The 20,780-nt window shown below is 66.7% G+C and carries 17 protein-coding genes and 2 pseudogenes; 10 read left to right on the forward strand and 9 right to left on the reverse strand.

Going from position 1 to position 20,780, the window contains the following annotated elements; translation table 11 throughout:
* Positions 1-2 precede the first annotated feature (2 nt).
* Positions 3-845: a sirohydrochlorin chelatase gene (locus tag IPV09_RS00315; protein WP_207472860.1), complete on the forward strand. Its 843-nt coding sequence runs from the start codon at positions 3-5 to the stop codon at positions 843-845.
* Here the strand turns inward: IPV09_RS00315 and IPV09_RS00320 are convergent, their stop codons facing one another.
* On the reverse strand, positions 846-1,772 hold the full coding sequence (locus tag IPV09_RS00320; RefSeq protein WP_207472861.1) for a PPK2 family polyphosphate kinase: 927 nt from the start codon (positions 1,770-1,772) through the stop codon (positions 846-848).
* Positions 1,773-1,875: 103 nt separating this feature from the next.
* Between IPV09_RS00320 and msrB the strand changes: the two genes are divergently transcribed.
* Genes msrB through IPV09_RS00335 form a run of 3 tightly spaced genes read left to right on the forward strand, consistent with a single transcriptional unit; the run spans position 1,876 to position 4,264 of the window.
* On the forward strand, positions 1,876-2,337 hold the full coding sequence (gene msrB, locus IPV09_RS00325; RefSeq protein WP_207472862.1) for a peptide-methionine (R)-S-oxide reductase MsrB: 462 nt from the start codon (positions 1,876-1,878) through the stop codon (positions 2,335-2,337).
* Between the two features lie 54 nt (positions 2,338-2,391).
* Positions 2,392-2,988, forward strand: a complete 597-nt coding sequence (locus tag IPV09_RS00330; protein ID WP_370590152.1) for a DUF3000 domain-containing protein — start codon at positions 2,392-2,394, stop codon at positions 2,986-2,988.
* A complete protein-coding gene (locus IPV09_RS00335; protein WP_370590153.1) occupies positions 2,978-4,264 on the forward strand; it encodes an HRDC domain-containing protein in 1,287 nt (428 codons plus the stop codon). The genes IPV09_RS00330 and IPV09_RS00335 overlap by 11 nt, the downstream gene beginning before the upstream one ends.
* Positions 4,265-4,273: 9 nt before the next feature.
* Here IPV09_RS00335 and dxs read toward each other — a convergent pair whose 3' ends face one another.
* Positions 4,274-6,190, reverse strand: a complete 1,917-nt coding sequence (gene dxs / locus IPV09_RS00340; RefSeq protein ID WP_207472864.1) for a 1-deoxy-D-xylulose-5-phosphate synthase — start codon at positions 6,188-6,190, stop codon at positions 4,274-4,276.
* 80 nt (positions 6,191-6,270) lie between these two features.
* On the reverse strand, positions 6,271-6,741 hold the full coding sequence (locus IPV09_RS00345; protein WP_207472865.1) for a hypothetical protein: 471 nt from the start codon (positions 6,739-6,741) through the stop codon (positions 6,271-6,273).
* Between the two features lie 216 nt (positions 6,742-6,957).
* Here IPV09_RS00345 and IPV09_RS00350 point away from each other — a divergent pair, with 216 nt between their 5' ends.
* From IPV09_RS00350 to IPV09_RS00365, 4 genes are all read left to right on the forward strand, one after another.
* Positions 6,958-7,806 (forward strand): hypothetical protein, encoded by an 849-nt coding sequence (locus IPV09_RS00350; RefSeq protein ID WP_207472866.1) that lies wholly within the window; start codon positions 6,958-6,960, stop codon positions 7,804-7,806.
* A 131-nt stretch (positions 7,807-7,937) separates the two neighbouring features.
* Positions 7,938-8,411 carry a hypothetical protein gene (locus IPV09_RS00355; protein WP_207472867.1) on the forward strand — a complete coding sequence of 158 codons (474 nt, stop codon included), beginning with the start codon at positions 7,938-7,940 and terminating at the stop codon, positions 8,409-8,411.
* A gap of 119 nt (positions 8,412-8,530) precedes the next feature.
* A complete protein-coding gene (locus tag IPV09_RS00360; protein WP_207472868.1) occupies positions 8,531-8,755 on the forward strand; it encodes a hypothetical protein in 225 nt (74 codons plus the stop codon).
* Positions 8,756-8,761: 6 nt separating this feature from the next.
* The gene (locus tag IPV09_RS00365) at positions 8,762-9,613 is read left to right on the forward strand and encodes an abortive infection family protein (RefSeq protein WP_207472869.1); all 852 of its coding nucleotides are present in this window, start codon (positions 8,762-8,764) and stop codon (positions 9,611-9,613) included.
* A 268-nt stretch (positions 9,614-9,881) separates the two neighbouring features.
* Here the strand turns inward: IPV09_RS00365 and acnA are convergent, their stop codons facing one another.
* Positions 9,882-12,695 (reverse strand): aconitate hydratase AcnA, encoded by a 2,814-nt coding sequence (gene acnA, locus IPV09_RS00370; protein ID WP_207472870.1) that lies wholly within the window; start codon positions 12,693-12,695, stop codon positions 9,882-9,884.
* A 968-nt stretch (positions 12,696-13,663) separates the two neighbouring features.
* Here acnA and IPV09_RS14520 point away from each other — a divergent pair.
* Both IPV09_RS14520 and IPV09_RS14030 read left to right on the forward strand, forming a co-directional pair.
* A pseudogene (locus IPV09_RS14520) lies at positions 13,664-14,113 on the forward strand (SIR2 family protein); the annotation flags it as partial.
* Between the two features lie 555 nt (positions 14,114-14,668).
* Complete coding sequence (locus tag IPV09_RS14030; RefSeq protein WP_242681023.1) at positions 14,669-15,970, forward strand: hypothetical protein; 1,302 nt, start codon at positions 14,669-14,671, stop codon at positions 15,968-15,970.
* A gap of 198 nt (positions 15,971-16,168) precedes the next feature.
* On the opposite strand, the gene IPV09_RS00380 is transcribed toward IPV09_RS14030, so the two are convergent.
* From IPV09_RS00380 to IPV09_RS00400, 5 genes and pseudogenes are all read right to left on the reverse strand, one after another.
* Entirely contained in the window at positions 16,169-17,317 is a 1,149-nt protein-coding gene (locus tag IPV09_RS00380; RefSeq protein WP_207473025.1) for a TRAM domain-containing protein, read from the reverse strand.
* Between the two features lie 84 nt (positions 17,318-17,401).
* Positions 17,402-18,589 carry a thiolase family protein gene (locus IPV09_RS00385; RefSeq protein WP_207472872.1) on the reverse strand — a complete coding sequence of 396 codons (1,188 nt, stop codon included), beginning with the start codon at positions 18,587-18,589 and terminating at the stop codon, positions 17,402-17,404.
* Positions 18,586-19,644, reverse strand: coding sequence for an alpha/beta fold hydrolase (locus IPV09_RS00390; protein ID WP_207472873.1), 1,059 nt, complete (start codon positions 19,642-19,644; stop codon positions 18,586-18,588). Before IPV09_RS00390 ends, IPV09_RS00385 begins: the two co-directional genes overlap by 4 nt.
* Positions 19,641-20,270, reverse strand: a complete 630-nt coding sequence (locus IPV09_RS00395) for a 3-oxoacid CoA-transferase subunit B (protein ID WP_207472874.1) — start codon at positions 20,268-20,270, stop codon at positions 19,641-19,643. The genes IPV09_RS00390 and IPV09_RS00395 overlap by 4 nt, the downstream gene beginning before the upstream one ends.
* A gap of 1 nt (position 20,271) precedes the next feature.
* A pseudogene (locus IPV09_RS00400) lies at positions 20,272-20,772 on the reverse strand (CoA transferase subunit A); the annotation flags it as partial.
* Positions 20,773-20,780: the final 8 nt, after the last annotated feature.

Consider the following 20,780-nt stretch of genomic DNA (forward strand, 5'->3'; position numbering starts at 1 on the left):
ACATGACTTCAGCCCCAGCCCTGGTGATGCTGGCGCATGGGTCGGACCATCCCGCCGAGGAAAAGGTTGCCCGCGACCTGTGCCGGCGACTGCAGCAACTGCGTCCCACCCTGTCGATCAGCCTGGCCTTCCTCGACCCCGGCATCCCGTCCGGCAGCGACGAGGTCGCCCGCCTGGTCCGGCAGGGGTTCGTCGAGATCGTGTTCATCCCGCTCGACCTGTCCCGCGCCGTCGAACCCGACGAAAGCGCCACGACGCTGCTGATCGCGATGCGACAGCAGCACCCGGACATCAAGATCGCCGCCTCCCGGCCCATCGGACCCGCCACCAGCCTGCTCGGTGTCATCGACGAGCGTCTGCGCACCGCCCTGCGCGCCACCCACACCGTCGAACTCGACGGACTGGTGCTCTCCCTTCCCCAGAGCGGTGATGCCCGCGGCAACGCCCTGGTGGCGCGTCGCGCCCGGCAGTGGTCGAACCACCACAAGCTGCCCGTGGTCGTCTCGGTGGCCGACGGCAGCGGGCCGAGCCCCGCCAGCGCCATCGCCGCACTGCGGGCCCAGGGGCGGCGCCACATCGCCGTCGGCAGCCTCTTCATCGGCGAGACCTCGGCCTACACGTTGCAGGCCGAACAGTCCCGGGCGGCCGGGGCCGTGGCCGTCAGCGCGCCACTGGGCGCCGATGACCGGGTACTGGAACTAGTGATGGCCCGGTACAGCTACGCCGCCATGGACATGCTGGACGACGACGTGCTGGACGCCCGAGACGACCTCACCTCGCTGATGGACGACCGGTTCGATGACGAGTCTGCCGCCAGCGAACCGGTCGTGGTGGACCAGGGCTGATCAGGTGGCGCTGAGCAGACGGCGCTGCTCCTCCACGTCGTACTCGGCACGCGGCCACTGCGGGTCGAGCGCCTCGAGATGTTCCAGCAGCAGCTGCGCGACCGCCCAGTTGCGGTACCACTTGCGGTCGGCCGGGATGACGTACCACGGGGCGACGTCGGTATTGCACCGCTCCAACGCATCCTCGTAGGCCGCGGCGTAGTCGGCCCACTTGGCTCGCACCTCCAGGTCGCCCGGGTTGTACTTCCAGTGCTTGTCGGGGCGCTCGAGGCGCTCCATCAGGCGTTCCTTCTGCCGGTCGAAGGACACGTTCAGGAAGCACTTGACCAGGGTGATGCCACTGTCGACCAAGCGCGCCTCGAACTGGTTGATCTTGTCGTAGCGCGACTGCCATTCGGCCGGCTCCACCAACTCCTCGACTCGGACGATCAGGACGTCCTCGTACTGCGACCGGTCGAAGACACCGATCTGTCCCGGCGCCGGCAGTGCCTTGTTGATGCGCCACAGGAAGTCGTGCTGCAACTCCTCCGGCGTCGGGGACTTGAAACTGGTGATGTCGACCCCCTGGGGGTCGACCATGCCCACCGCGTGGCGAATCACACCGCCCTTGCCGGAGGTGTCCATGCCTTGCAGCAGCACCAGCAGCCGCGGCGCCGACTCCGGGGCGGTGCGGCCCTGGGCGAACAGCCGCTCCTGCAGTTCGGTGAGCTTCGGCAGCATCGACCGCTGCACCACCTCGGCGTCGTCCTTGCCCAACTTGTCGGGGAAGCCCTCGGTGGCACGGGTGTCGAACGTGGCCAGGTCGACCGGCCCCTGGGGCAGGCGCAGCAGCGCCGACAGGCCGCCGGTGGGCACCACCCCGGGGCGGGTGGGCTGCTGGGCGGGCTTCTGGTGTTTCGGCTTGGAGGCGTGCTTCTTCTTCGACATCTGCTCATTGTGGCCCAGCCCCCGGCCGCTGTCAGTGATTGTGTGGGGGATTGTGTGGGTCGGGCATAGTGGGACGAGAAAGTCGTGAATGAGGAGAAGTGAGATGAGCGAGACGTCGAACACCCAGACCGACACCGATTCGGTCCCCCGCCCCAAGCTGGTCAAGACCGCCGAAGAGTGGCGTGCCCAGCTCAGCGCCGCCGAGTACCACGTGCTGCGCGAGGCCGGCACGGAGCGTCCGTTCACGGGCGAGTACACCGACACCGAGACCGAGGGCATCTACCGCTGCCGGGGCTGCCAGGCCGAACTGTTCCGCAGCACTGAGAAGTTCCATTCCAACTGTGGCTGGCCAAGCTTCTTCGCGCCGCTGGCCGACGACCGAGTCGTCTACATCGAGGACCGCTCGATGCCGGGTCGTCCCCGCATCGAGGTGCGGTGCGCCACCTGCGACGGCCACCTGGGACATGTCTTCGAGGGCGAGGGCTACGGCACGCCCACCGACCTTCGGTACTGCATCAACTCGGTCTCGATGACCCTGGACGAGGGCCCGGTCACCAAGTCCTGACCAGCCCGGCGCGGCTCGCGTGTGGGGAGGCCGGCGCGTCCTAGTGTGAACAGCGTGACATTTCCACCAGTGGCGCGCGGGGGCTACGGCTTCGACCAGACGGTCCAGGAGCTGAAGTCGCATCGGTGGCGCCCCGAGGTCTCCATCACCGAAATCCCCTCCCCGCAACGCATCGCCCCGCACTCGGCGGCGATGACAGCCGAGGTTCAGGTGGACGGTGAGGAGATCGGCAGTGGACGTCTGGTGCTGCTGCACGACCCCGCCGGCAATGACGCCTGGCAGGGCACCTACCGGCTGGTCTCCTATGCGCGCGCCGACGTCGACCTCGACATGGTCACCGACCCGCTGCTGGCCGAGGTCGGTTGGGGGTGGCTGACCGAGGCACTGGAGCAGCACCACGCCCCGTACCTGGCGGCGTCCGGCACCGTCACCGCGGTCTCCAGCCGCTGTTTCGGTGAGATGAGCGACGACCCCGACCGGGCGGAGATCGAGATTCGCGCTTCGTGGACCCCGTTGCTCGACCAGAACTCCTCACTCGGCGCCCACCTGGGGGCCTGGCAGGACCTGCTCTGCCTCACCGCCGGGCTGCCGCCCCTGCCCGATGGTGTCGTCCTGCTGGCCCCCCGCATCGGCGGTGCCCGTGGCCGCTGAGGACATCCCCGACGCCGGCACCGAGACCACACCGCCCGAGCTGCCGGTCCTGGACCACCCCCGGGACGGGCTGCCACCCCTGGTCAGCACCGGCGCCGGGCTGGCCGAGACCGCGGCAGCGCTGACCGGCGGCAGCGGCCCGGTGGCCGTCGACACCGAACGTGCCCAGGGCTTCCGCTACAGCGGACGCGCCTACCTGCTGCAGTTCCGCCGCCAGGGGTCGGGATCGCACCTGGTCGACCCCATCCCCTTCGCCGACGACGAGGCCGGCGACCCCGGCCTGTCGGTCCTGTCGGAGGCTTTGGCGACGACCGAATGGATCATCCACGCCGCGTCCCAGGACCTGCCCTGCCTGCGCGAGTCGGGGTTGTACCCGCAGACCCTGTTCGACACCGAACTGGCCGGGCGCCTGCTGGGACTCGAACGGGTCGGTCTGGGCGCCATGATGGAGCGCTACTTCGGGCTGCGTTTGCGCAAGGAGCATTCGGCCGCCAACTGGTCGGTGCGGCCGATTCCCGACGAGTGGCTGGTCTACGCCGCCCTGGACGTCGAACTGCTGGTCGAACTGCGCGACCTCCTGGCCGCCGAGCTCACCGCCGCCGGCAAGGATGAGTGGGCACGTCAGGAGTTCGCCCACGTGCTGGCCACCTTCGCCGAGGCCTCAGCGCCCCGAGTCGACCCGTGGCGACGCACCTCGGGCATCAACCAGGTCAAGTCCGCTCTCGGCATGGCGGTGGTGCGCGAGCTGTGGCAGGCCCGCGACGAGATCGCCCGGAAGAACGACACCGCGCCCGGCAAGATTCTGCAGGACCGCGCCATCAGCGAACTCGCCTCGACCCTGCGCAAGGGGGCGGCGATCCCGGGACGCGGTGACCTGCGCAGCATTGACGGCTTCAAGCGACGCCAGGCCAAGCGTTATGAGTCGACGTGGGTCTCGGCCCTGGATCGCGTCGGAGCCCTGTCCACCGCCGAGCTGCCGCCGCTGCGCGCCCCCCATGACGACGGACCGCCGGCGCCCCGGTCGTGGGAACGCCACGACCCGCAGGCCTGGGCGCGGTGGAATCGGGTGCGCCCGGCCGTCAACGACCTGTCCGAGCAGCTGCAGGTGCCGGCGGAGAACCTGTTGACCCCTGACACCCTGCGCCGGGTGACCTACCGGCCGCCCGCCGACCCCGGCCACGAGGCGATGGACGCGCAGCTGGCCGCGTTGGGGGCCCGGGCGTGGCAGCGCCAACTGGTCGTGCCCGTGCTGGTCGAGCAGTTCCGCGACGCCTGAGGCGCGGCCTCAGGCGCGCAGCTGGCGCTGCGCGTCGGTCTCCGCGGCCGTGCCGCAGAGTCGGGCGTACTTCTCGATGACGGCGCGCGAGATCTGCTGGGCGTTGAGGCCGAGCGCGTCGAGCACCTCGCCACGACTGGCGTGCTCGAGGAACTCGTCGGGAATGCCGTAGTCCATCACCTGGACGCCGATGTCGGCCTGGCGCAGCGCCTGGGCCAACTGGTCGCCGGCGCCACCGACCACCACGTTGTCCTCCACCGTGACCACCAGCCGGTGGCGACCGGCGAGCTCGACCAGGGCGGGATTGATCGGCAGCGTCCACACGGGGTCGACGACCCGGACGCCGATGCCCTGCTCGCCCAGCCGGTGGCCGACCTGCAGGGCGAGCCCCACGAACTGGCCGTGGCCGACCACGAGCACCTCGGGGTCGCCGGTGACCAGCAGTTCGTCGAGGCCGTCGTGGCTGGCGATCGCGGGAATGGGGTCGGGCAGCTTCTCCTTGGAGTAGCGGACCACGGTGGGGGCATCGGTGACGTCGACGGCGGTGCGCAGCGCCTCGACCAGTCGTTGCTGGTCTCGGGGTGCGGCCAGGCGCAGTCCCGGCACCAGGCCGAGCAGGCTGATGTCCCACATGCCGTTGTGGCTGGCCCCGTCGGTGCCGGTGATGCCCGAGCGGTCGAGCACGAGCGTGACCCCGAGCTTGTGCAGGGCCACGTCCATCAGCATCTGGTCGAAGGCTCGGTTGACGAAGGTCGCGTACAGCGCGATCACCGGGTGCAACCCCGCCGAGGCCATACCCGCCGCCGACGCGACGGCATGTTGTTCGGCGATGCCCACGTCAAAGGTGCGCTCGGGGTAGGCCGCCGCGAACCGGGCCAGACCGGTCGGGTGCAGCATGGCTGCCGTGATCGCCACCACGTCGGGGCGCTCGGCACCAATGCGCACCATCTCCTCGGCGAAGGCCTCGGTCCAGGTGGCCTGGACCGCGTCGACCAACGGCACGCCGGTGACCGAGTCAATCTTGCCGACGGCGTGGAACTGGTCCTCCTCGTGCTCCTCGGCAGCGCGGAAACCCTTGCCCTTGCGCGTGATGCAGTGGATGATCACCGGCCCCTGGAAGTCGCGGGCGCGCTGCAGCACCAGCTCGAGGCCGGCCAGGTCGTGGCCGTCGATCGGGCCCACGTACTTCAGGCCCAGGTCGCTGAACATGCTCTGCGGGGCCAGGATGTCCTTGATGCCGGTCTTGATGCCGTGCAGCATGTCGTAGGTCGGCTTGCCGACCAGCGGCGCCTTGCTGACGCTGCGCTTGATCAGGCCCAGGGTCTGCTCGTAGGTGCGGCTGGTGCGCAGCGCCGAGAGGTGGTTCGCGACCCCGCCCACCGTCGGGGTGTAGGAGCGTCCGTTGTCGTTGACGATGATGACCAACGGAAGGTCGGGCTGGGCAGCAATGTTGTTCAGCGCCTCCCAAGCCATACCCCCGGTCAGGGCGCCATCACCAATGACGGCCACCACGTGGCGGTCGACTCCGCGCAGCTTGAAGGCCTTGGCCATGCCCTCTGCCCACGACAGCGAGGTGCTGGCGTGGGAGTTCTCGACCCAGTCGTGGTCCGACTCGGCCCGCGAGGGGTAGCCCGACAGTCCGCCCTGCTGGCGCAGCTTGCCGAAGCCCTCGCGGCGGCCGGTCAGCAGCTTGTGGACGTAGCTCTGGTGGCCGGTGTCGAAGATGATCGGGTCGGTGGGCGAGTCGAAGACGCGGTGCAGCGCCAGGCTCAGTTCGACCACCCCCAGGTTGGGGCCGAGGTGACCGCCGGTGCGGCTGACGCTGCGGATCAGGAACTCGCGGATCTCGCCCGCCAATTGCTCGAGTTGGGGCTTGGTCAGCGCGCGCAGGTCCGAGGGCGCGGTGATGGATTCGAGCAAGGACATGCGTTCCAGTCTAGGCCCACGTCCCAGCGCGCACCGGCTGACACCAGCCGAGCGTCAAACATTCAACCACCGTCGCACCCTCAGAGGCGGGTGATGAAGATCTTGCCGCGCAGCGTCTCCTCGACCAGCATCACGGCCCGACGCAGACGCACCAGGCGCGCCTCCTCGCGCTGCAACACGTCGACCGAGTCATCCAGCACCGGGGCGTCGACGTAGTCCTTCAGGCTGCTGCGGGCCTGGGCGATCCCGTCGCGGGTGGCCCGCAGCTGGCTCTCGACGAACTGGGCCGCGAAGCGGGCCAGCACCACGGGTTGGCGGCGCAGCAGCGGGTAGCCGCGGTAGTCCGGTGGACAGCAGTCCAGCAGGAAACCGACGGCAGAGGCCTCCCACTCGATCTCTGATGGCGGCAGCACCTGCTCGGGCCACCCCGGCGGGATGAACATCCGGGCCGATTCTGCGATCGGCTTGGTGCGCCCACGCGCGGTACGGCGGGGTTCGCCGCCCTCTTCGTCGGCGCGACTCCACTCATGGCGAAACACGGTTGCGGTCATGCTGGCCTCCTAGGCTCGTCGTCGGTGTCGGCATCCCCGAAACACTCCCGAACGCATGTTCGATTCTATGCCATCACCACGACACAATCAAGGCTTTGAGCGAAATCAGCTGGCCCCCCGTGGTGACGGCCGTCACCCCAAGAGAGACCCCGATGCGACTCGGGGGGTCGATTGTCAATCGCCTCTCGCGAGAGCGGATGGAACGATAATGAGGTTGTGCTGAAGCCACACCTGCCAGTCTTCGAGCCGATCGAGTTCGAGATACGGCTCTTGAATGCCCGCCTCGATCGCGCCGAGCACCACTATGAGTCATTCGGACGAATCTGGGACGAGTACCTCTCCGGGCGACCGCATTCGCTGGACCATGTTCCGAACGAGGACGGCACTGTGTCCGTTCGCCTTCGACGGAGAACGCCACTGCCGGTGGAGCTGTCCTTGGTCTTCGGAGAAATCCTGTACGAGCTGCGGGCAGCACTCGACAACTGCCTCTACGCCGTGGCCGTCCTCGTCTCGGAGCAGAATCCCCCTCCGAACGCAGCTCGGCTGGAATGGCCTATCCGTATCACTCCCAAGGAGTGGCGGGACCAGGCCAAGCGGTACAGCGGCCTTCCGTTCGAGGTTCGTGAGGGGCTCGAGGCGATTCAGCCGTACCAGGCCCAATACCCTGAGTGGAACAGTCTCCGAATCTTGCACGATCTCGCTCGGGTTGACCGTCATCGTTCACCCCATGGCCTGGGCCTCTATCTTTCGCACCTTCGCCTGTTCGCCGACCAGGACAAGGTAGCGGTCGTCGACCCTGGTCGACCCGGGATCATTCACGAAGGCGGCGAGATCCTGCGGCTACGACTCGGGCAGGGAGTGGTGCTGTCACCGGAGAACTTCGACCTCAATGTTGAGTTCGACGTGGATGTCACGAACGTTCGAGAGTTGCCGGGCCCGTCGAACCAGAGCGGCCGCCCTTGGGGACCGCTGCACATGCGGATGCGCTCTTTGATCAAGGCGGTCGATGAGTACTCGACCGGTCTCATCGCCATCGGAGTGGACCACGCTACTGATTGCGGATGATGCCGCGGGTGTACTATTCCCAGCTGCCTCATGAGGGCCGAGTCAAAGAGCTTGGGCGTCGGCTGCGCGGACCGCGTGACAGCACACACTCAGTGCTGGACTTCCGAACACGATCGGAATACGATAGTGCCATGACCATCGCAGCTGGCCTCCCGGTAGCCACCCGCCGCTCCTCGGACCTGAGCAAGCACTCGGCCGAGGTCTTCGCCGAGGCGGAGGACCACCCTGTGACAGTGACCCGGCGCGACGGCGAGTCCTTGGTGCTCATGTCCCAGCGCGAAGCCGATGCCCGGGCCAAGCTGCTGGACATCGCCGCCACACTCATCACAGTGACGCTCAAGGACGGCCCTTTGACCGAGAGGATGGCCAGCCTGTACCCATGGATGTACGCGCTGAGCGCCGAGGACCGGGACATCTGCGCTCGGGACCTCATCGACGCAGCGAGGGCATCCTTCTCGACGCATCAGCCGCACTTGGCGATCGCCAAGCTCACCAGTTGGCGTGAGACGGCGACGGCGATCGCCGCGGGTCTTGGCTCGCAGCCGGTCGAGTGGCTCGACGATGACGACAATTCCGTTGGCGGCACGCTCGTCGAGCGTCCCTGATCATGCCCCGGGAGACCCTGGTCCCGCGACCGGCGAAGAGGTCGGAATACGTGCTGAAGTTCGCCTCTAAGCAGTCCGAGAGGGGCTGGCGCGACCTCGTTGCGACCATCAGGAATCCCATGACCGAGACCTGGGACTTCCTGACTCGCACTCCCCTGACGATGACCCCGATCAACTACCCCCTCGAAGGATCCCTGGGCGTGATCATCCGGAGCGGCCGGACCTTCCAGCGCTGGCAGCACAAGCCCACCCAAAAGGGCACCGCACGGGTGTGGTTCTACGTCGACGGCAGCACCGTCTACTTGGAACAGGTCCACACCGCACACCCGAACGAGACGAAGTAGCGGGGCATGGGGTCCTTCACTCCGCGGGTAATGCGGTTGCTCTCAGACGAGTTGACCGCGACACCGGTGCGCGAGATCGACGCACTGTTCGACGATCGGGGCGTAGCTCTCGGCCCGCCGCAGCCGCGCGATAGCGACGGGAGTGTTCGGCGCGAGCGGATGCGGCGGTACCTGGCCACCCTTGACCGGGACGACTCCGCCGATGCCCAGCGGCTGGCTGCTGTGTTCAGCGACGTGCTACAGAAGATCACCCATACCACCGCGTCGGGCTGGGGCAACGACGACGGGCTGCGGGACAAGTGGTCCCGCATTCTCCGCGAGGATGGATTCGAGGTCGATGAAGCCACCGGCTCAGTGCGCATTGACCGGCTCAGAGTCGGGGCGCAGCTGACCGAGCACGCGCTTAGTGCCCTTTCCGATCCGCAGTCCATCCAGGATCACCTGCACCGGCTCGCCGACAGTGTCGACACAGATCCCCGGCTCGCTGTGAGCACTGCCAAGGCGCTGATCGAGTCGACCGCCAAGTGCGTTCTCACCGCCCGTGGGCAGAGCTACACCCGCGCGGCGACGGTACCTGCCCTGGTCAATGCCGCCCAAGAATCGCTCGGCCTCGCTGCCAAGTCGGTCAGCGATGAGGACCGGGCGCTCCGCCAGGCGCTGCAGTCGTTGGTCACCCTCACCCAGAGCGTAACCGAGCTCCGGAACAGCGTCGGCATCGACCATGGAGCCGAGGAGGTGCCGAAGTGGGTGCGTCCGCGACACGCCCGTCTGGTCGTCGGAGCGGCCCAGGTTTGGTGCCAGCTCATGCTGGAGACGCTGGCAGATCCAGATGCACCCTGGCATCGCTCGAAGTCCTGATCGTCGTCGGCGTGAATCGCTGTCGAGCTCGCCGTCGACCTGGGTTCGCCGGCTGGCATGCAGTGAACTTCTGCAGGTTTGGGCTCAAGGCAAGGGGAACGCGTGGCTTTCGCACGTGCAGACGTGACCTGAGACGCCAAGTGTTCCGCACTGCACGATGGACATGGGACGACACAACACGAGCGCCCCGCAGGCCGAAGCCTGACGGGGCGCAGGTGTGAGACGACGAGCCACACGGCACGAGCAACAGTCGGCTCAGGACCCAGGATCAGACCTTGGCGAGGTTGCGCAGCACGTACTGCATGATGCCGCCATTGGTGTAGTAGCCACGCTCACCGGGGGTGTCGATGCGCACCAGCGCCTCGAAGGTGGTCACGGTGCCGTCGGGGGCGGTGGCCGTGACGGTCACGGTCCTGGGCGTGGTGCCCTCGTTGAGCTGCGTGACGCCGGTGATGTCGAAGGTCTCCTCGCCGGTCAGACCCAGCGAGTCAGCAGACTCCCCCTCGGGGAACTGCAGCGGCAGCACGCCCATCCCGATCAGGTTCGAGCGGTGGATCCGCTCGTAGCTCTCGGCGATGACGGCCTTGGCACCCAGCAGTGCCGTGCCCTTGGCGGCCCAGTCACGCGAGGACCCCGAGCCGTACTCCTTGCCGGCCAGCACGACCAGCGGGATGCCGGCCTGCTGGTAGGCGACCGAGGCGTCGTAGACGGTGGTGACCGGGCCATCGGCCTGGGTGAAGTCCCGGGTGAAGCCGCCCTCGGTGCCGGGGGCGATCTGGTTGCGCAGCCGGATATTGGCGAAGGTGCCGCGGATCATGACCTCGTGGTTGCCACGGCGCGAGCCGTAGGAGTTGAAGTCACGACGGGCCACACCGTGCTCGGTCAGGTACTTGCCGGCAGGGCTGTCGGCCTTGATGTTGCCGGCGGGGCTGATGTGGTCGGTGGTCACCGAGTCGCCCAGCTTCAGCAGCACCCGGGCGCCCGAGATGTCCTCGACGGGGGTCGGCTCGGCCGGCATGCCGTCGAAGTACGGGGGCTTGCGGACGTAGGTCGACTGCTCGTCCCACTCAAAGGTGTTGCCGTCCGGGGTGGGCAGCGCACGCCAGCGCTCGTCGCCGGTGAAGACGTCGGCGTAGCGGCTGGTGAACATGCCAGAGTTGATGGAGGAGGCGATCACCTCGTCGATCTCGGCCTGGGTGGGCCAGATGTCGCGCATGAAGACGTCGTTGCCGTCGCTGTCCTGGCCAATGGGGTCATTGAACAGGTCGATGTCCATGGTGCCGGCAATGGCGTAGACGATGACCAGCATGGGGCTGGCCAGGTAGTTCATCTTGACGTCCGGGCTGATCCGGCCCTCGAAGTTGCGGTTGCCCGAGAGCACCGCGGCGACGGCAAGGTCCTTGTTGTTCACGGCCTCTGAGATCTCGGGGATGAGCGGGCCGGTGTTGCCGATGCAGGTGACGCAGCCGTAGCCGACCAGGTTGAAGCCCAGGGCGTCCAGATAGGTGTCCAAACCAGCCTTGGAGTAGTAGTCGGTGACCACCTGGGACCCGGGGGCCAGCGAGGTCTTGACCCAAGGCTTGCGCGTCAGGCCGCGTTCGACGGCCTTCTTGGCCAACAGGCCCGCACCCAGCATGACGCTCGGGTTGGAGGTGTTGGTGCAGGAGGTGATGGAGGCCACCGCCACCGAACCGTGGTCGAGCTCGAAGCTGGTGCCGTCGGCCAGGGTGACGGGGGTGGCCCGGGAGACGCGTCGTTCCTTCGTGCCGTGGTGCCCGTGCTCCTCGGGTGCCGGGGAGTCGTCGACCTGACGGGGGTCGTGCGAGGTCGGGTCGGAGGCGACCATGGTGGCGGCCACGTCGCGGTCGTAGCCGGTCAGCTCGGTGCCGTTGTTGGTGTACTCGGGCAGGGATTCGCGGAAGGCGACCTGCGACTCGTCGAGCCGGATGCGGTCCTGGGGACGCTTCGGGCCGGCGATCGAGGGCACGACGGTCGACAGGTCGAGCTCCATGTACTCCGAGAAGCGGGGCTCATGCGTCGGGTCGTGCCACAGCCCCTGGGTCTTGGCGTAGGCCTCGACCAGCGCAAGCTGGTGCTCGTCACGGCCGGTCATCCGCATGTAGTCGATGGTCTTGTCGTCGATCGGGAAGATGGCGATGGTCGAGCCGTACTCGGGCGACATGTTGCCGATGGTGGCGCGGTTGGCCAACGGCACGGCGCCGACTCCCTCGCCGTAGAACTCGACGAACTTGCCGACGACCTTGTGCTCACGCAGCATCTCGGTGATGGTCAGCACCAGGTCGGTGGCCGTGGTGCCCTCGGTCAACTCACCGGACAGCTTGAAGCCGACGACCCTCGGAATGAGCATGCTGACCGGCTGGCCGAGCATCGCGGCCTCGGCCTCGATGCCGCCCACGCCCCAGCCCACGACGCCCAGCCCGTTGACCATGGTGGTGTGGGAGTCGGTGCCGACGCAGGTGTCGGGGTAGGCCTGCAGCACGCCGTTGACCTCGCGGGGGAACACGACGCGGGCCAGGTGCTCGATGTTGACCTGGTGGACGATGCCGGTGCCGGGCGGGACGACCTTGAAGTCGTCGAACGCGGTCTGGCCCCAGCGCAGGAACTGGTAGCGCTCGCGGTTGCGCTGGTACTCGATCTCGGTGTTCTTCTCAAAGGCCTCGGGGGTGCCGAAGACCTCGGCAATGACGGAGTGGTCAATGACCATCTCGGCCGGTGACAGCGGGTTCACCTTGCTGGCGTCGCCACCGAGGGCGACGACGGCCTCACGCATGGTGGCCAGGTCGACGACGCAGGGCACACCCGTGAAGTCCTGCATGATCACGCGGGCCGGGGTGAACTGGATCTCACGACTCGGGTCGGCGTCGGCGTCCCAGTTGGCCAGGGCAGTGATGTCGTCGGCGGTGATGTTGGCGCCGTCCTCGGTGCGGAGCAGATTCTCCAGCAGGACCTTCAGGCTGTAGGGAAGGGTCTCGTGGCCCTCGACGGCGTCCAGCCGAAAGACCTCGTAGCTGGTTCCGTCCACGTCGAGCGTGGACTTCGCCTCAAAACTGTTGATGCTCATGCTTCTCCTCATCGGGTCTCAAAATCGCAGCCGCTGCTCCGTGGCCGCCCCGGTACTCGTCATTCCGAATATCTCTCGACATCAAGATATCAGAGCCGGGATCACAGGGCCAGTCTGCTACACCCCTCGCCCACCGCGCGTCAGACCCGTCGACAATGGCCTTCCGCGGCATCCGCAGCATCCGAATCTCCCACGGGGGCCCTCCTTTGCCGGTGACCATTGCCTGGCCGCCGTCTCCTTCACCTTGGCGTTGGCCACCCCATCTGGCGCACCGTCTCGGGCTGGCACTCCGCGGCCACCGTCAGCAACTCGGTGTCCTTTAGAGCCTTGGGCGGTCTGTGCGAGCACCTTCCAGTCCTGGGAGTCCCCCGCCGCGGTGCGGTGGAGGTGACGCAGGTCGGCCAGCAGCAGCCGCGTCGGTTCGTGGAACCGTCCGATCAGTGCCGAGCCCTTCTGCCTCATCCGTGCGAGCATCGTGTCCTCCTCCTGCGGTTCGGCGTCGCTGGGTCGACTAGTACAAGAACCGCCGTCCCCAGTCGAGCCTTCGAGCGCTGCACCTGGGCCCCGAGGCCGGCACTACGACGCCCTCACCCCGGAGAGAGCAGCAGAGAACCTACGGGATTGACCAGAATCGTCAAGCCTCATTGAAGTCGAATCAACCTGCGGGGCCCGCACCCCCGTCGAAGGAGTACGGTTGAGCAGCCACGAAGAGGGCGACACCTACAAATCGCACAAGCAGTCCGCTAGGCTCCTACAAATCCTGACCAAGCTATGGGTGGAGCCGCAGAGTGATGCTAGAGACTTTCAGTGCGCGGCGACAAAGGGCGATCCGTGACGCAGCACGGTCTGGTCGTTACCAACTCCTTCTGGGAGCCGGAGCGAGTCTCGGCGCGAAGACACCGACTGGACCTGTTCTCAGCTCGTCAGAACTGATCGAAGCGCTACGACGCTTCGTCCCAACGGTGCCCATGGAGGAAGGGATAAGCCTGTCGAGAGCCTACCAACGAGCGGTGACGGCCACGAGCGCAGAGGACGTGTGGCGCACCCTGCGTAGGTACTTCCGTAATGCCAGTCACGAGCCTTGGTTCAAGGACCTAGTTCGCCTGCCTTGGGCGCGCATTTGGACCCTAAACATCGATGACACGGTCGAGAATGCGTATGTGAAGGAGAATTCCGCCACCGCGCGACCTATTCGGACAGTTGCCTGGGACGACGAATACTCGGAGACTGGGGATCTAGATGTCATCCATCTTCACGGACACGTGCTGGGTCATGAGCCGAGCCGCCTCGTCTTCTCCATGACTGAATACGTGGGCACTGGAGCCGCGCGCCAAGTCTGGCACCAAATGCTAGCCGGCGTGCTGGGGTCGGAGCCATTTATCGTGATGGGCGCTCGCCTCCTCGGGGACCCAGACGTAGAGTCAGTGCTTCTCTCGCATCCGCCGACCGGAACCGCACCTTCACTTATAGTCGACCCCTTCGTCTCAGAGGGTAACCGATGGGAACTGGAGAAACTGGGCTACATCGTAATTAGCCAGCCAGGCGAAGAGTTCGTCAAGGTGTGGAGGTCTGATCTTGAGTTGACAGACCAGGCGATCACCACCTTGCGAGAAGCCCGCGAACTTAGTGTTCCACAACTTCATAGACTGGTTACGAACCGTGTGGAGCCGCCACCAAGATCCCACGACTTTCTTGGTGGCGACCCACCCACTTGGCGGGATGTGGTTCTTCGCACACCCGTGGATCTCAGTACCAGCTCCGAATTGATCACCCAGCTGGGTAATTGGATGTCCTCTGAGCACCGATCAGCGCGATTGATAATACAATATGCTCCACGATTGACTGGGTTATCGACTGTGCTGCTGACTGTCGCCCGTTCAGCCATTGCCATGGGAGCGCATGTATTCCAGTTCGACAGGTCCTCGAGATGGGACAGCCACCTTCTAGTGGAACTCGCTCGACAATTCCCAACCGTGGTCGTGATTGATGGTGGCGCCGACTTTGGCGACGATATCGATCGGAGTCTACGCCTAGCTGAAGAAAGTGGAACTCAGCTTCTGTTCCTATGCGGAGAAGTTCTAGGCAACGAGCTTAGACTCGAAGAGCGGCTCACCGGAACCTACGGGAAGTCGACTTTTGTCGCCAAGAAGGGTCTCGGGAACAAGGATTCAACGGCTCTTTACGAGAAACTTAGATCGTCCGGTCGCCTCGGTAGCCTCGAGCTAATAGATCGTCGCGCTGCTCTTGCAGTATTCAAGGGCAGAGACATTTTTTCGGCGATGCTCGACGTAGAGTACGGGTTGGGATTCAGGAAGCGCTTGGACACGGAAGTCACCAATCTCAAGGCGGACTGGCAACATGAATTGGTCTTACTACTCGCCCTGGCTTCGCAGGGGCAAAGGACCGTGACATCCGCTGACGCAGCCATAGCGCTCGGCGTGGCCTCTGACGCGATTGTTGCCGCGCTGACAGACGATTCAGGACTGCAGGCTCTAGTACAACTGAACGGTTCGGTTCTCATCTCGCGACAGCGCGATAGGTCGCTGGCCTCCCTGCTGCGCGTGCTGCCGCCGCGTGACGCCCTCGCGTCCATCTTGCGGATCATCAAGCGTGTCGCCCCAGCGGCCTCGAGAGAAGGAATGCGGGAAAGAAATCGATTGCCGTTGCTTATGTCTCACTTGATGACCTACAAGACTTTGAGTGCCGCATTTCCGAATGAGGACTTCGACGATTTCTACAAAGCCCTTATCACCGTGTTTGGCGATTGGAGTGGTCGATATTGGGAACAACGTGCCATTCACGCGAAAGCTATTCACGATTGGGGGCGCGCCGAGTCATTTGCTGGTCGCGCGGTCAATCTCTATGATGATTCGTATACTCGGACGACGTACGGCACGATTCTCATGAATCGGAGCCGGCTTTTTGTATCCGAGGCTGATCCGAAATGGCTGGAATATTATCGTAGAGCGCTCGACCAGTTCACCGAGGCCCACATTCAGTCACCTGGAAATAGAATCACACTTTTCGCAAGCCTGGACTCGAGTTTAGCAGTCTTGGAGGCGGCGACGCAATCTAATGGTTCGGATGACGTAGTTGTCAGGAAGATGGTGGACGAATGGTCGGAGACCTATACACTCCTGCGTCTGGGGTTGGTCGACGAAGAGGGGCTTCAAAGCGTGAAGCGTGCGGAGCAGTTGTCCTCACGATTTCAGAAGTTGATCGAACGCACGGTGGTGAAAGGGGAAAACTCAGCGGAACCACAGGACGGGCGGTGATCCAGGGGCCAGAAACTGGACGCCCTCGCGGTGACGCGGGGAGACCCTTAGTCAGAAATGAAGGTCTTCAAGCCGCATCTGAAAATCCAGGCACCCGTGTGCGAGGTGTCACCTTGGTCAACAGTCAAACTCACTCCAAGGACAAGGTGTGCACTAAGAACCCTCGAGCACACCCGCATCTCCGCGCATCTTCCCGAATCACCGCACTTCAGCATCCGCCTTCGTCAGCAGCGCCAGGCACTCGATGTGGTGGGTCATCGGGAACAGGTCGAAGGCGCGAATGCCAGCCGGCTGCCAGCCGAGGTCGGCGAAGGTGGCCAGGTCCCGAGCCAAAGCAGCCGGGTCACACGCCACATAGGCGATTGCCCGCGCGCCCAACCCCGCCAGCCGGGTCACCACCTTCGCTCCAGCACCCGTCCGGGGCGGGTCGAGCACGATGAGGTCGACTTGATGGGGCAGGCGGTGCAGGCTGCGTTCCAGCGATCCGCTGATGATCTCGGCCTCGGGCACGTTGCGGGCAGCGAACTGGGCGGCGCGCCGATCCTGCTCGACGCCGATGACCCGCACGCCGTGTTCCACCAGGGCCGCCGCGAAGAGTCCGACACCGCAGTACAGGTCGAGCCCGATCTCCCCCACCCGTGGCTGCAGCGCTGACAGCACGGCGTCGGTGAGCACCTCGGGTGCCCGGACGTGCGGCTGCCAGAATCCGTCGGTGGCGACCTGGAACACGGTCGAACCCACCTGCTCCCGCACGGTGCGCCGACCCATCAGGGTCTCGGTGCCGGCGACCGCCGAGACGGGCTCGGCGGTGGCGACGTGCAGGTCGCGGCCCTGGGCCTCCCGGGCCAGGAAGTGCAGGGTCTCGACGTCGGGGCCGGTGTCCTCGGCGATCCGGCAGCCTCCCTCGGGAAGCTCGACGACCTCGTGGGACCGGTGGGCGTGCAGCCCGGCCAGGCCGGTCTCGGTGACGTAGCGCATCCGGCTGCGCCAGTGCAATGGTTCGTCGACCGACTCGACGGTGCCCTCCCAGGTGATCCCGGCCAGTCGCTGCAACTGTTCGGCCACCACCCGGCGTTTGAGTTCGAGTTGGTGGACCGGCGCCACGTGCTGGAAGTCGCAGCCGCCGCAGACCCCGGCCACCGGGCAGGGTGGGCGCACCCGGTGCTCGCTGCCGGTGATCACCTCGGCGACGTCACCACGCCAGAACTTCGCCTTGCCGGTGTCGGTGAGGCGGATCGTGACGACCTCGCCGGGAATGGCGTGCCGGACGAAGATGACCCGCCCGTCCAGGCGGGCGACGCAGTGGCCGCCGTGGGCCACCGCCCCGACCTCGACCGGACCCACCACCGTCCCGGGCTCGGGGACGGGAGCGGGATTCTCGGTGTGGTTCACGCTCCTGACCCTAGCGCGCGGGCCGTGGCCGTCAGCCGGTCACACGGCCCGGAAGATGACCGCCAGGGCCTGGCCGCCACCAATGCACAGGCTGACCAGACCGTGCTCCAGCCCGCGGCTGCGCAGGTTGGTGATCGTCCGCAGGCTCAGGATCGCCCCCGTGGCGCCGATGGGATGCCCCCAGGCGATGGCGCCGCCCAGCGGGTTCACCGTGGCCGGGTCGAGTCCGGTGTCGCGGATGACGGCCACCGCTTGGGCGGCGAAGGCCTCATTCAGTTCCACCCAGTCGAGGTCGGCGGCGACCAGCCCGTTGCGGGCCAGCACCTTGTCGATGGCCGGCTTCGGCGCATAGCCCATCACGTCGGGGTCGCAGCCAGCCTTGGCGGCGTCGACCAACTCGGCCAGCGGCACCAGACCACGCTCCCGGGCGATCCTGGCGGTGGTGAGCACCAGCGCCGCGGCACCGTCATTGATGCCCGAGGAGTTCCCGGCGGTCACCGTCCCGTCGCCGACGAAGGCCGCCCGCATCGCGCCGAGCTTCTCGACGGTGATGCCGGCGCGCGGGTGTTCGTCGGTCTCGACGACCTGGTCGCCCTTGCGGGTGCTGATCGTCACCGGGGCGATCTCGGCGGCCATGGCGCCCTCGGCGATGGCGGCTTGCGCCCGTCGTTGCGACTCGGCGGCGAACTCGTCCTGGTCATCCCGGCTGACGCCGTGGCGGGCGGCCACGTTCTCGGCCGTGATGCCCATGGCGGTGTCGGTGAACGGGTCGGTGACGAGGCTGAGGGTGCCGTCGACCAGTTGGCGGTTGCCCAACCGGTAGCCGGCGCGGGCGTCCAGGTCGAGGTAGGGCTGGCGCGACATTGACTCGGCGCCCCCGGTCACCACGACGTCGCTGTCCCCGCGACGCAGTTCGTCGCAGGCGCTGACCAGTGCCTGCAGGCCGGAGCCGCAGATGCGGTTGACGGTCATGGCCGTCGACGAGGTGGGGGCACCGGCGGCCAGGGCAATCCGGCGGGCAATGTAGGCGTCCTTGCCGGTCTGCCCGACGCAACCGAAGATGAACTCCCCCACCCCGTCGATGCCCACCGCGGCCCGTTCGAGGGCGGCCCTGGTCGCGGTGGCACCCAGTTCGTGGGCCGGCACCGCGGCAAGTGAACCCCCAAAACTCCCGACGGGGGTGCGGGCACCCCCGACGATGACGATGGCGTTGTCCGGCAGGCTCATGGGGTCGACTCGCTCTCGGTGATGTGTTGGGACAGGGCGGCGCGGAACTCCTCGGGGCGTTCCAGGTGCGCCGAGTGGCCGACGCCGGCATGGACGATTTCACGGACCCGGCCACCCTGGGCGCGGTAGCACTCGAGGACTGCCCGGGTCTGGGCCACCATGGGCTGCGGCGGCGCCACCTGATCTCCGGGCCACCCGGGGATGATGCCGGCCCTGCCGAGCGTGTTCAGGTCGAAATAGGTCTCGTCGCTGACGATGGCGTCCTGGTCGCCGCGCACCCACAGGATCGCGGGCTTGTCGTCGAGGTCGACGATGGCGGTGGTGTTGAAGTGGGTCGGGGCCATCGTGTTGAGGATGCCGCGCGTCCCGGCGGCGAAGCCGGGCCACGACTCGGACGCCACGCTGTCACCGGGGTAGTTGTCCTCGCCAAGCGCCGTCGACAGCATCGACTCGACCCACAGGTCCTCCAGGTCGGTGCGGTAGCCGGGCGCCACATAGGTGGCGCGGAACACCGAGCGCGCCGTCGAGCTGGAACTGTCGCTGGTCTCCCGGCTGGCCATGCTGGCCAGGAAGTCCTGGTTGGCGCCGCCACCGCCGGTGCCGGCGGCGTCGGGGCTCAGCAGGGTGCCGTCCAGGCTGGTGCCGCCGAAACCGTAGGGCGAGACGGGCGAGATCAGCGTCAGCGAAGCGACCAGGTCGCGGCGATCCAACAGCAACTGCATGCTGACTCCCCCACCCATCGACCAGCCGACCAGGTGCACGCTGGTGAGGCGCAGGGCGTCCAACACGGCGGCGACGTCGTCGGAGAAGTCGCGCAGCCCCCGACGGGCGTCCACCGGCAGGGTCTCGGAATCCCCGAAGCCACGCAGGTCGATGGCATAGGAGTGCCGATCGAGGTCGAGCATGGTCGGCTGGAAGAACAGCGAACTGGACACGTTCCCGTGGATGAAGACCACCGGGATGCCGACCAGCTGGGGGTGGGCCTCGATGACGTGGAAACGGCCGCGTCCGGTGCTGACCTGCTGGCTGTTGATGCCGGGCAGCAGGGTGCTCATGCCAGCACCGGCGCACCGGTGGCGGCGCGGATCTCGTCCAGGGTGACGCCGGGCGACAGTTCGACCAGCCGCAGTCCTTCGTCGGTGACGTCCAGGACGCACAGGTCGGTGATGATCCGGTCGACCACGCCCTTGCCGGTCAGCGGCAGCGAGCACTGCTCCAGCAGCTTGGGGGATCCGTCCCGGGCGACGTGCTCCATCAGCACGATGACGGAGGCGGCGCCGTGCACCAGGTCCATGGCGCCGCCCGGTCCCTTGACCATCTTGCCGGGGATCATCCAGTTGGCGATGTCACCGCCGGACGAGACCTGCATGGCGCCGAGGATCGCGGCGTCGATCTTGCCGCCGCGGATCATGGCGAAGGAGGTCGCCGAGTCGAAGAAGCTGGCCCCGGGCAGCAGGGTGACGGTCTCCTTGCCGGCATTGATGAGGTCGGGGTCGACGTCCTGGTCGAGGAGGTAGGGGCCGACGCCGAGGATGCCGTTCTCGCTCTGCAGCACCACCGAGACGTCCGCGGGGACGTAGTTGGGCACCAGGGTCGGCAGGCCGATGCCGAGGTTGACGTACATGCCGTCGCTGAGTTCGGCCGCGGCCCGCGCGGCCATCTGCTGGCGGGTCAGTGCCATGTCAGTTCCCCTCTCGGATGGTGCGCTTCTCGATGCGCTTCTCGATGTCGGTGCCCACCTCGACGATGCGATGGACGAAGACCCCCGGCAGGTGTACCTCGTCGGGGTTGATCTCGCCGGGTTCGACCAGTTCCTCGGTCTGCAGGATGCAGACCTTGCCGGCCATGGCGGCGACCGGTGAGAAGTTGCGGGCGGCGGCGTGGAAGACGAGGTTGCCGTGGCGGTCGGCCTTGCGGGCATGGACCAGGGCGTAGTCGGCGCGAATGGCCTGCTCCAGGACGAACTCGCGCTCGACACCGTCGACCATGAACGTCTGCACCGGCTTGGGCTGCGAGGCGACCGCGACGCTGCCGTCAGGGTGGTGCTTCTGCGGCAGACCGCCCTCGGCGACCTGGGTGCCCACCCCAGTGCGGGTGTAGAAGGCGGCGATGCCGGAGCCGCCGGCGCGCATCCGTTCGGCCAAGGTGCCCTGGGGCACCAGCTCCAGTTCCAGTTCACCGGTCTAGGCGG

This window comes from Tessaracoccus sp. SD287 (assembly GCF_017355265.1).
In the GTDB taxonomy this organism is placed as follows: Bacteria; Actinomycetota; Actinomycetes; order Propionibacteriales; family Propionibacteriaceae; genus Aestuariimicrobium.

Excerpts from the sequence above, each read along its gene's own strand:
- acnA (WP_207472870.1), bottom strand. The coding sequence starts at position 12,695 with ATGAGCATCAACAGTTTTGAGGCGAAGTCCACGCTCGACGTGGACGGA.
- IPV09_RS00385 (WP_207472872.1), bottom strand. The coding sequence starts at position 18,589 with ATGAGCCTGCCGGACAACGCCATCGTCATCGTCGGGGGTGCCCGCACC.
- dxs (WP_207472864.1), bottom strand. The coding sequence starts at position 6,190 with ATGTCCTTGCTCGAATCCATCACCGCGCCCTCGGACCTGCGCGCGCTG.
- IPV09_RS00395 (WP_207472874.1), bottom strand. The coding sequence starts at position 20,270 with ATGGCACTGACCCGCCAGCAGATGGCCGCGCGGGCCGCGGCCGAACTC.
- IPV09_RS00315 (WP_207472860.1), top strand. The coding sequence starts at position 3 with ATGACTTCAGCCCCAGCCCTGGTGATGCTGGCGCATGGGTCGGACCAT.
- IPV09_RS00365 (WP_207472869.1), top strand. The coding sequence starts at position 8,762 with ATGGGGTCCTTCACTCCGCGGGTAATGCGGTTGCTCTCAGACGAGTTG.
- IPV09_RS00390 (WP_207472873.1), bottom strand. The coding sequence starts at position 19,644 with ATGAGCACCCTGCTGCCCGGCATCAACAGCCAGCAGGTCAGCACCGGA.
- IPV09_RS00345 (WP_207472865.1), bottom strand. The coding sequence starts at position 6,741 with ATGACCGCAACCGTGTTTCGCCATGAGTGGAGTCGCGCCGACGAAGAG.
- msrB (WP_207472862.1), top strand. The coding sequence starts at position 1,876 with ATGAGCGAGACGTCGAACACCCAGACCGACACCGATTCGGTCCCCCGC.
- IPV09_RS00360 (WP_207472868.1), top strand. The coding sequence starts at position 8,531 with ATGACCGAGACCTGGGACTTCCTGACTCGCACTCCCCTGACGATGACC.
- IPV09_RS00355 (WP_207472867.1), top strand. The coding sequence starts at position 7,938 with ATGACCATCGCAGCTGGCCTCCCGGTAGCCACCCGCCGCTCCTCGGAC.
- IPV09_RS00320 (WP_207472861.1), bottom strand. The coding sequence starts at position 1,772 with ATGTCGAAGAAGAAGCACGCCTCCAAGCCGAAACACCAGAAGCCCGCC.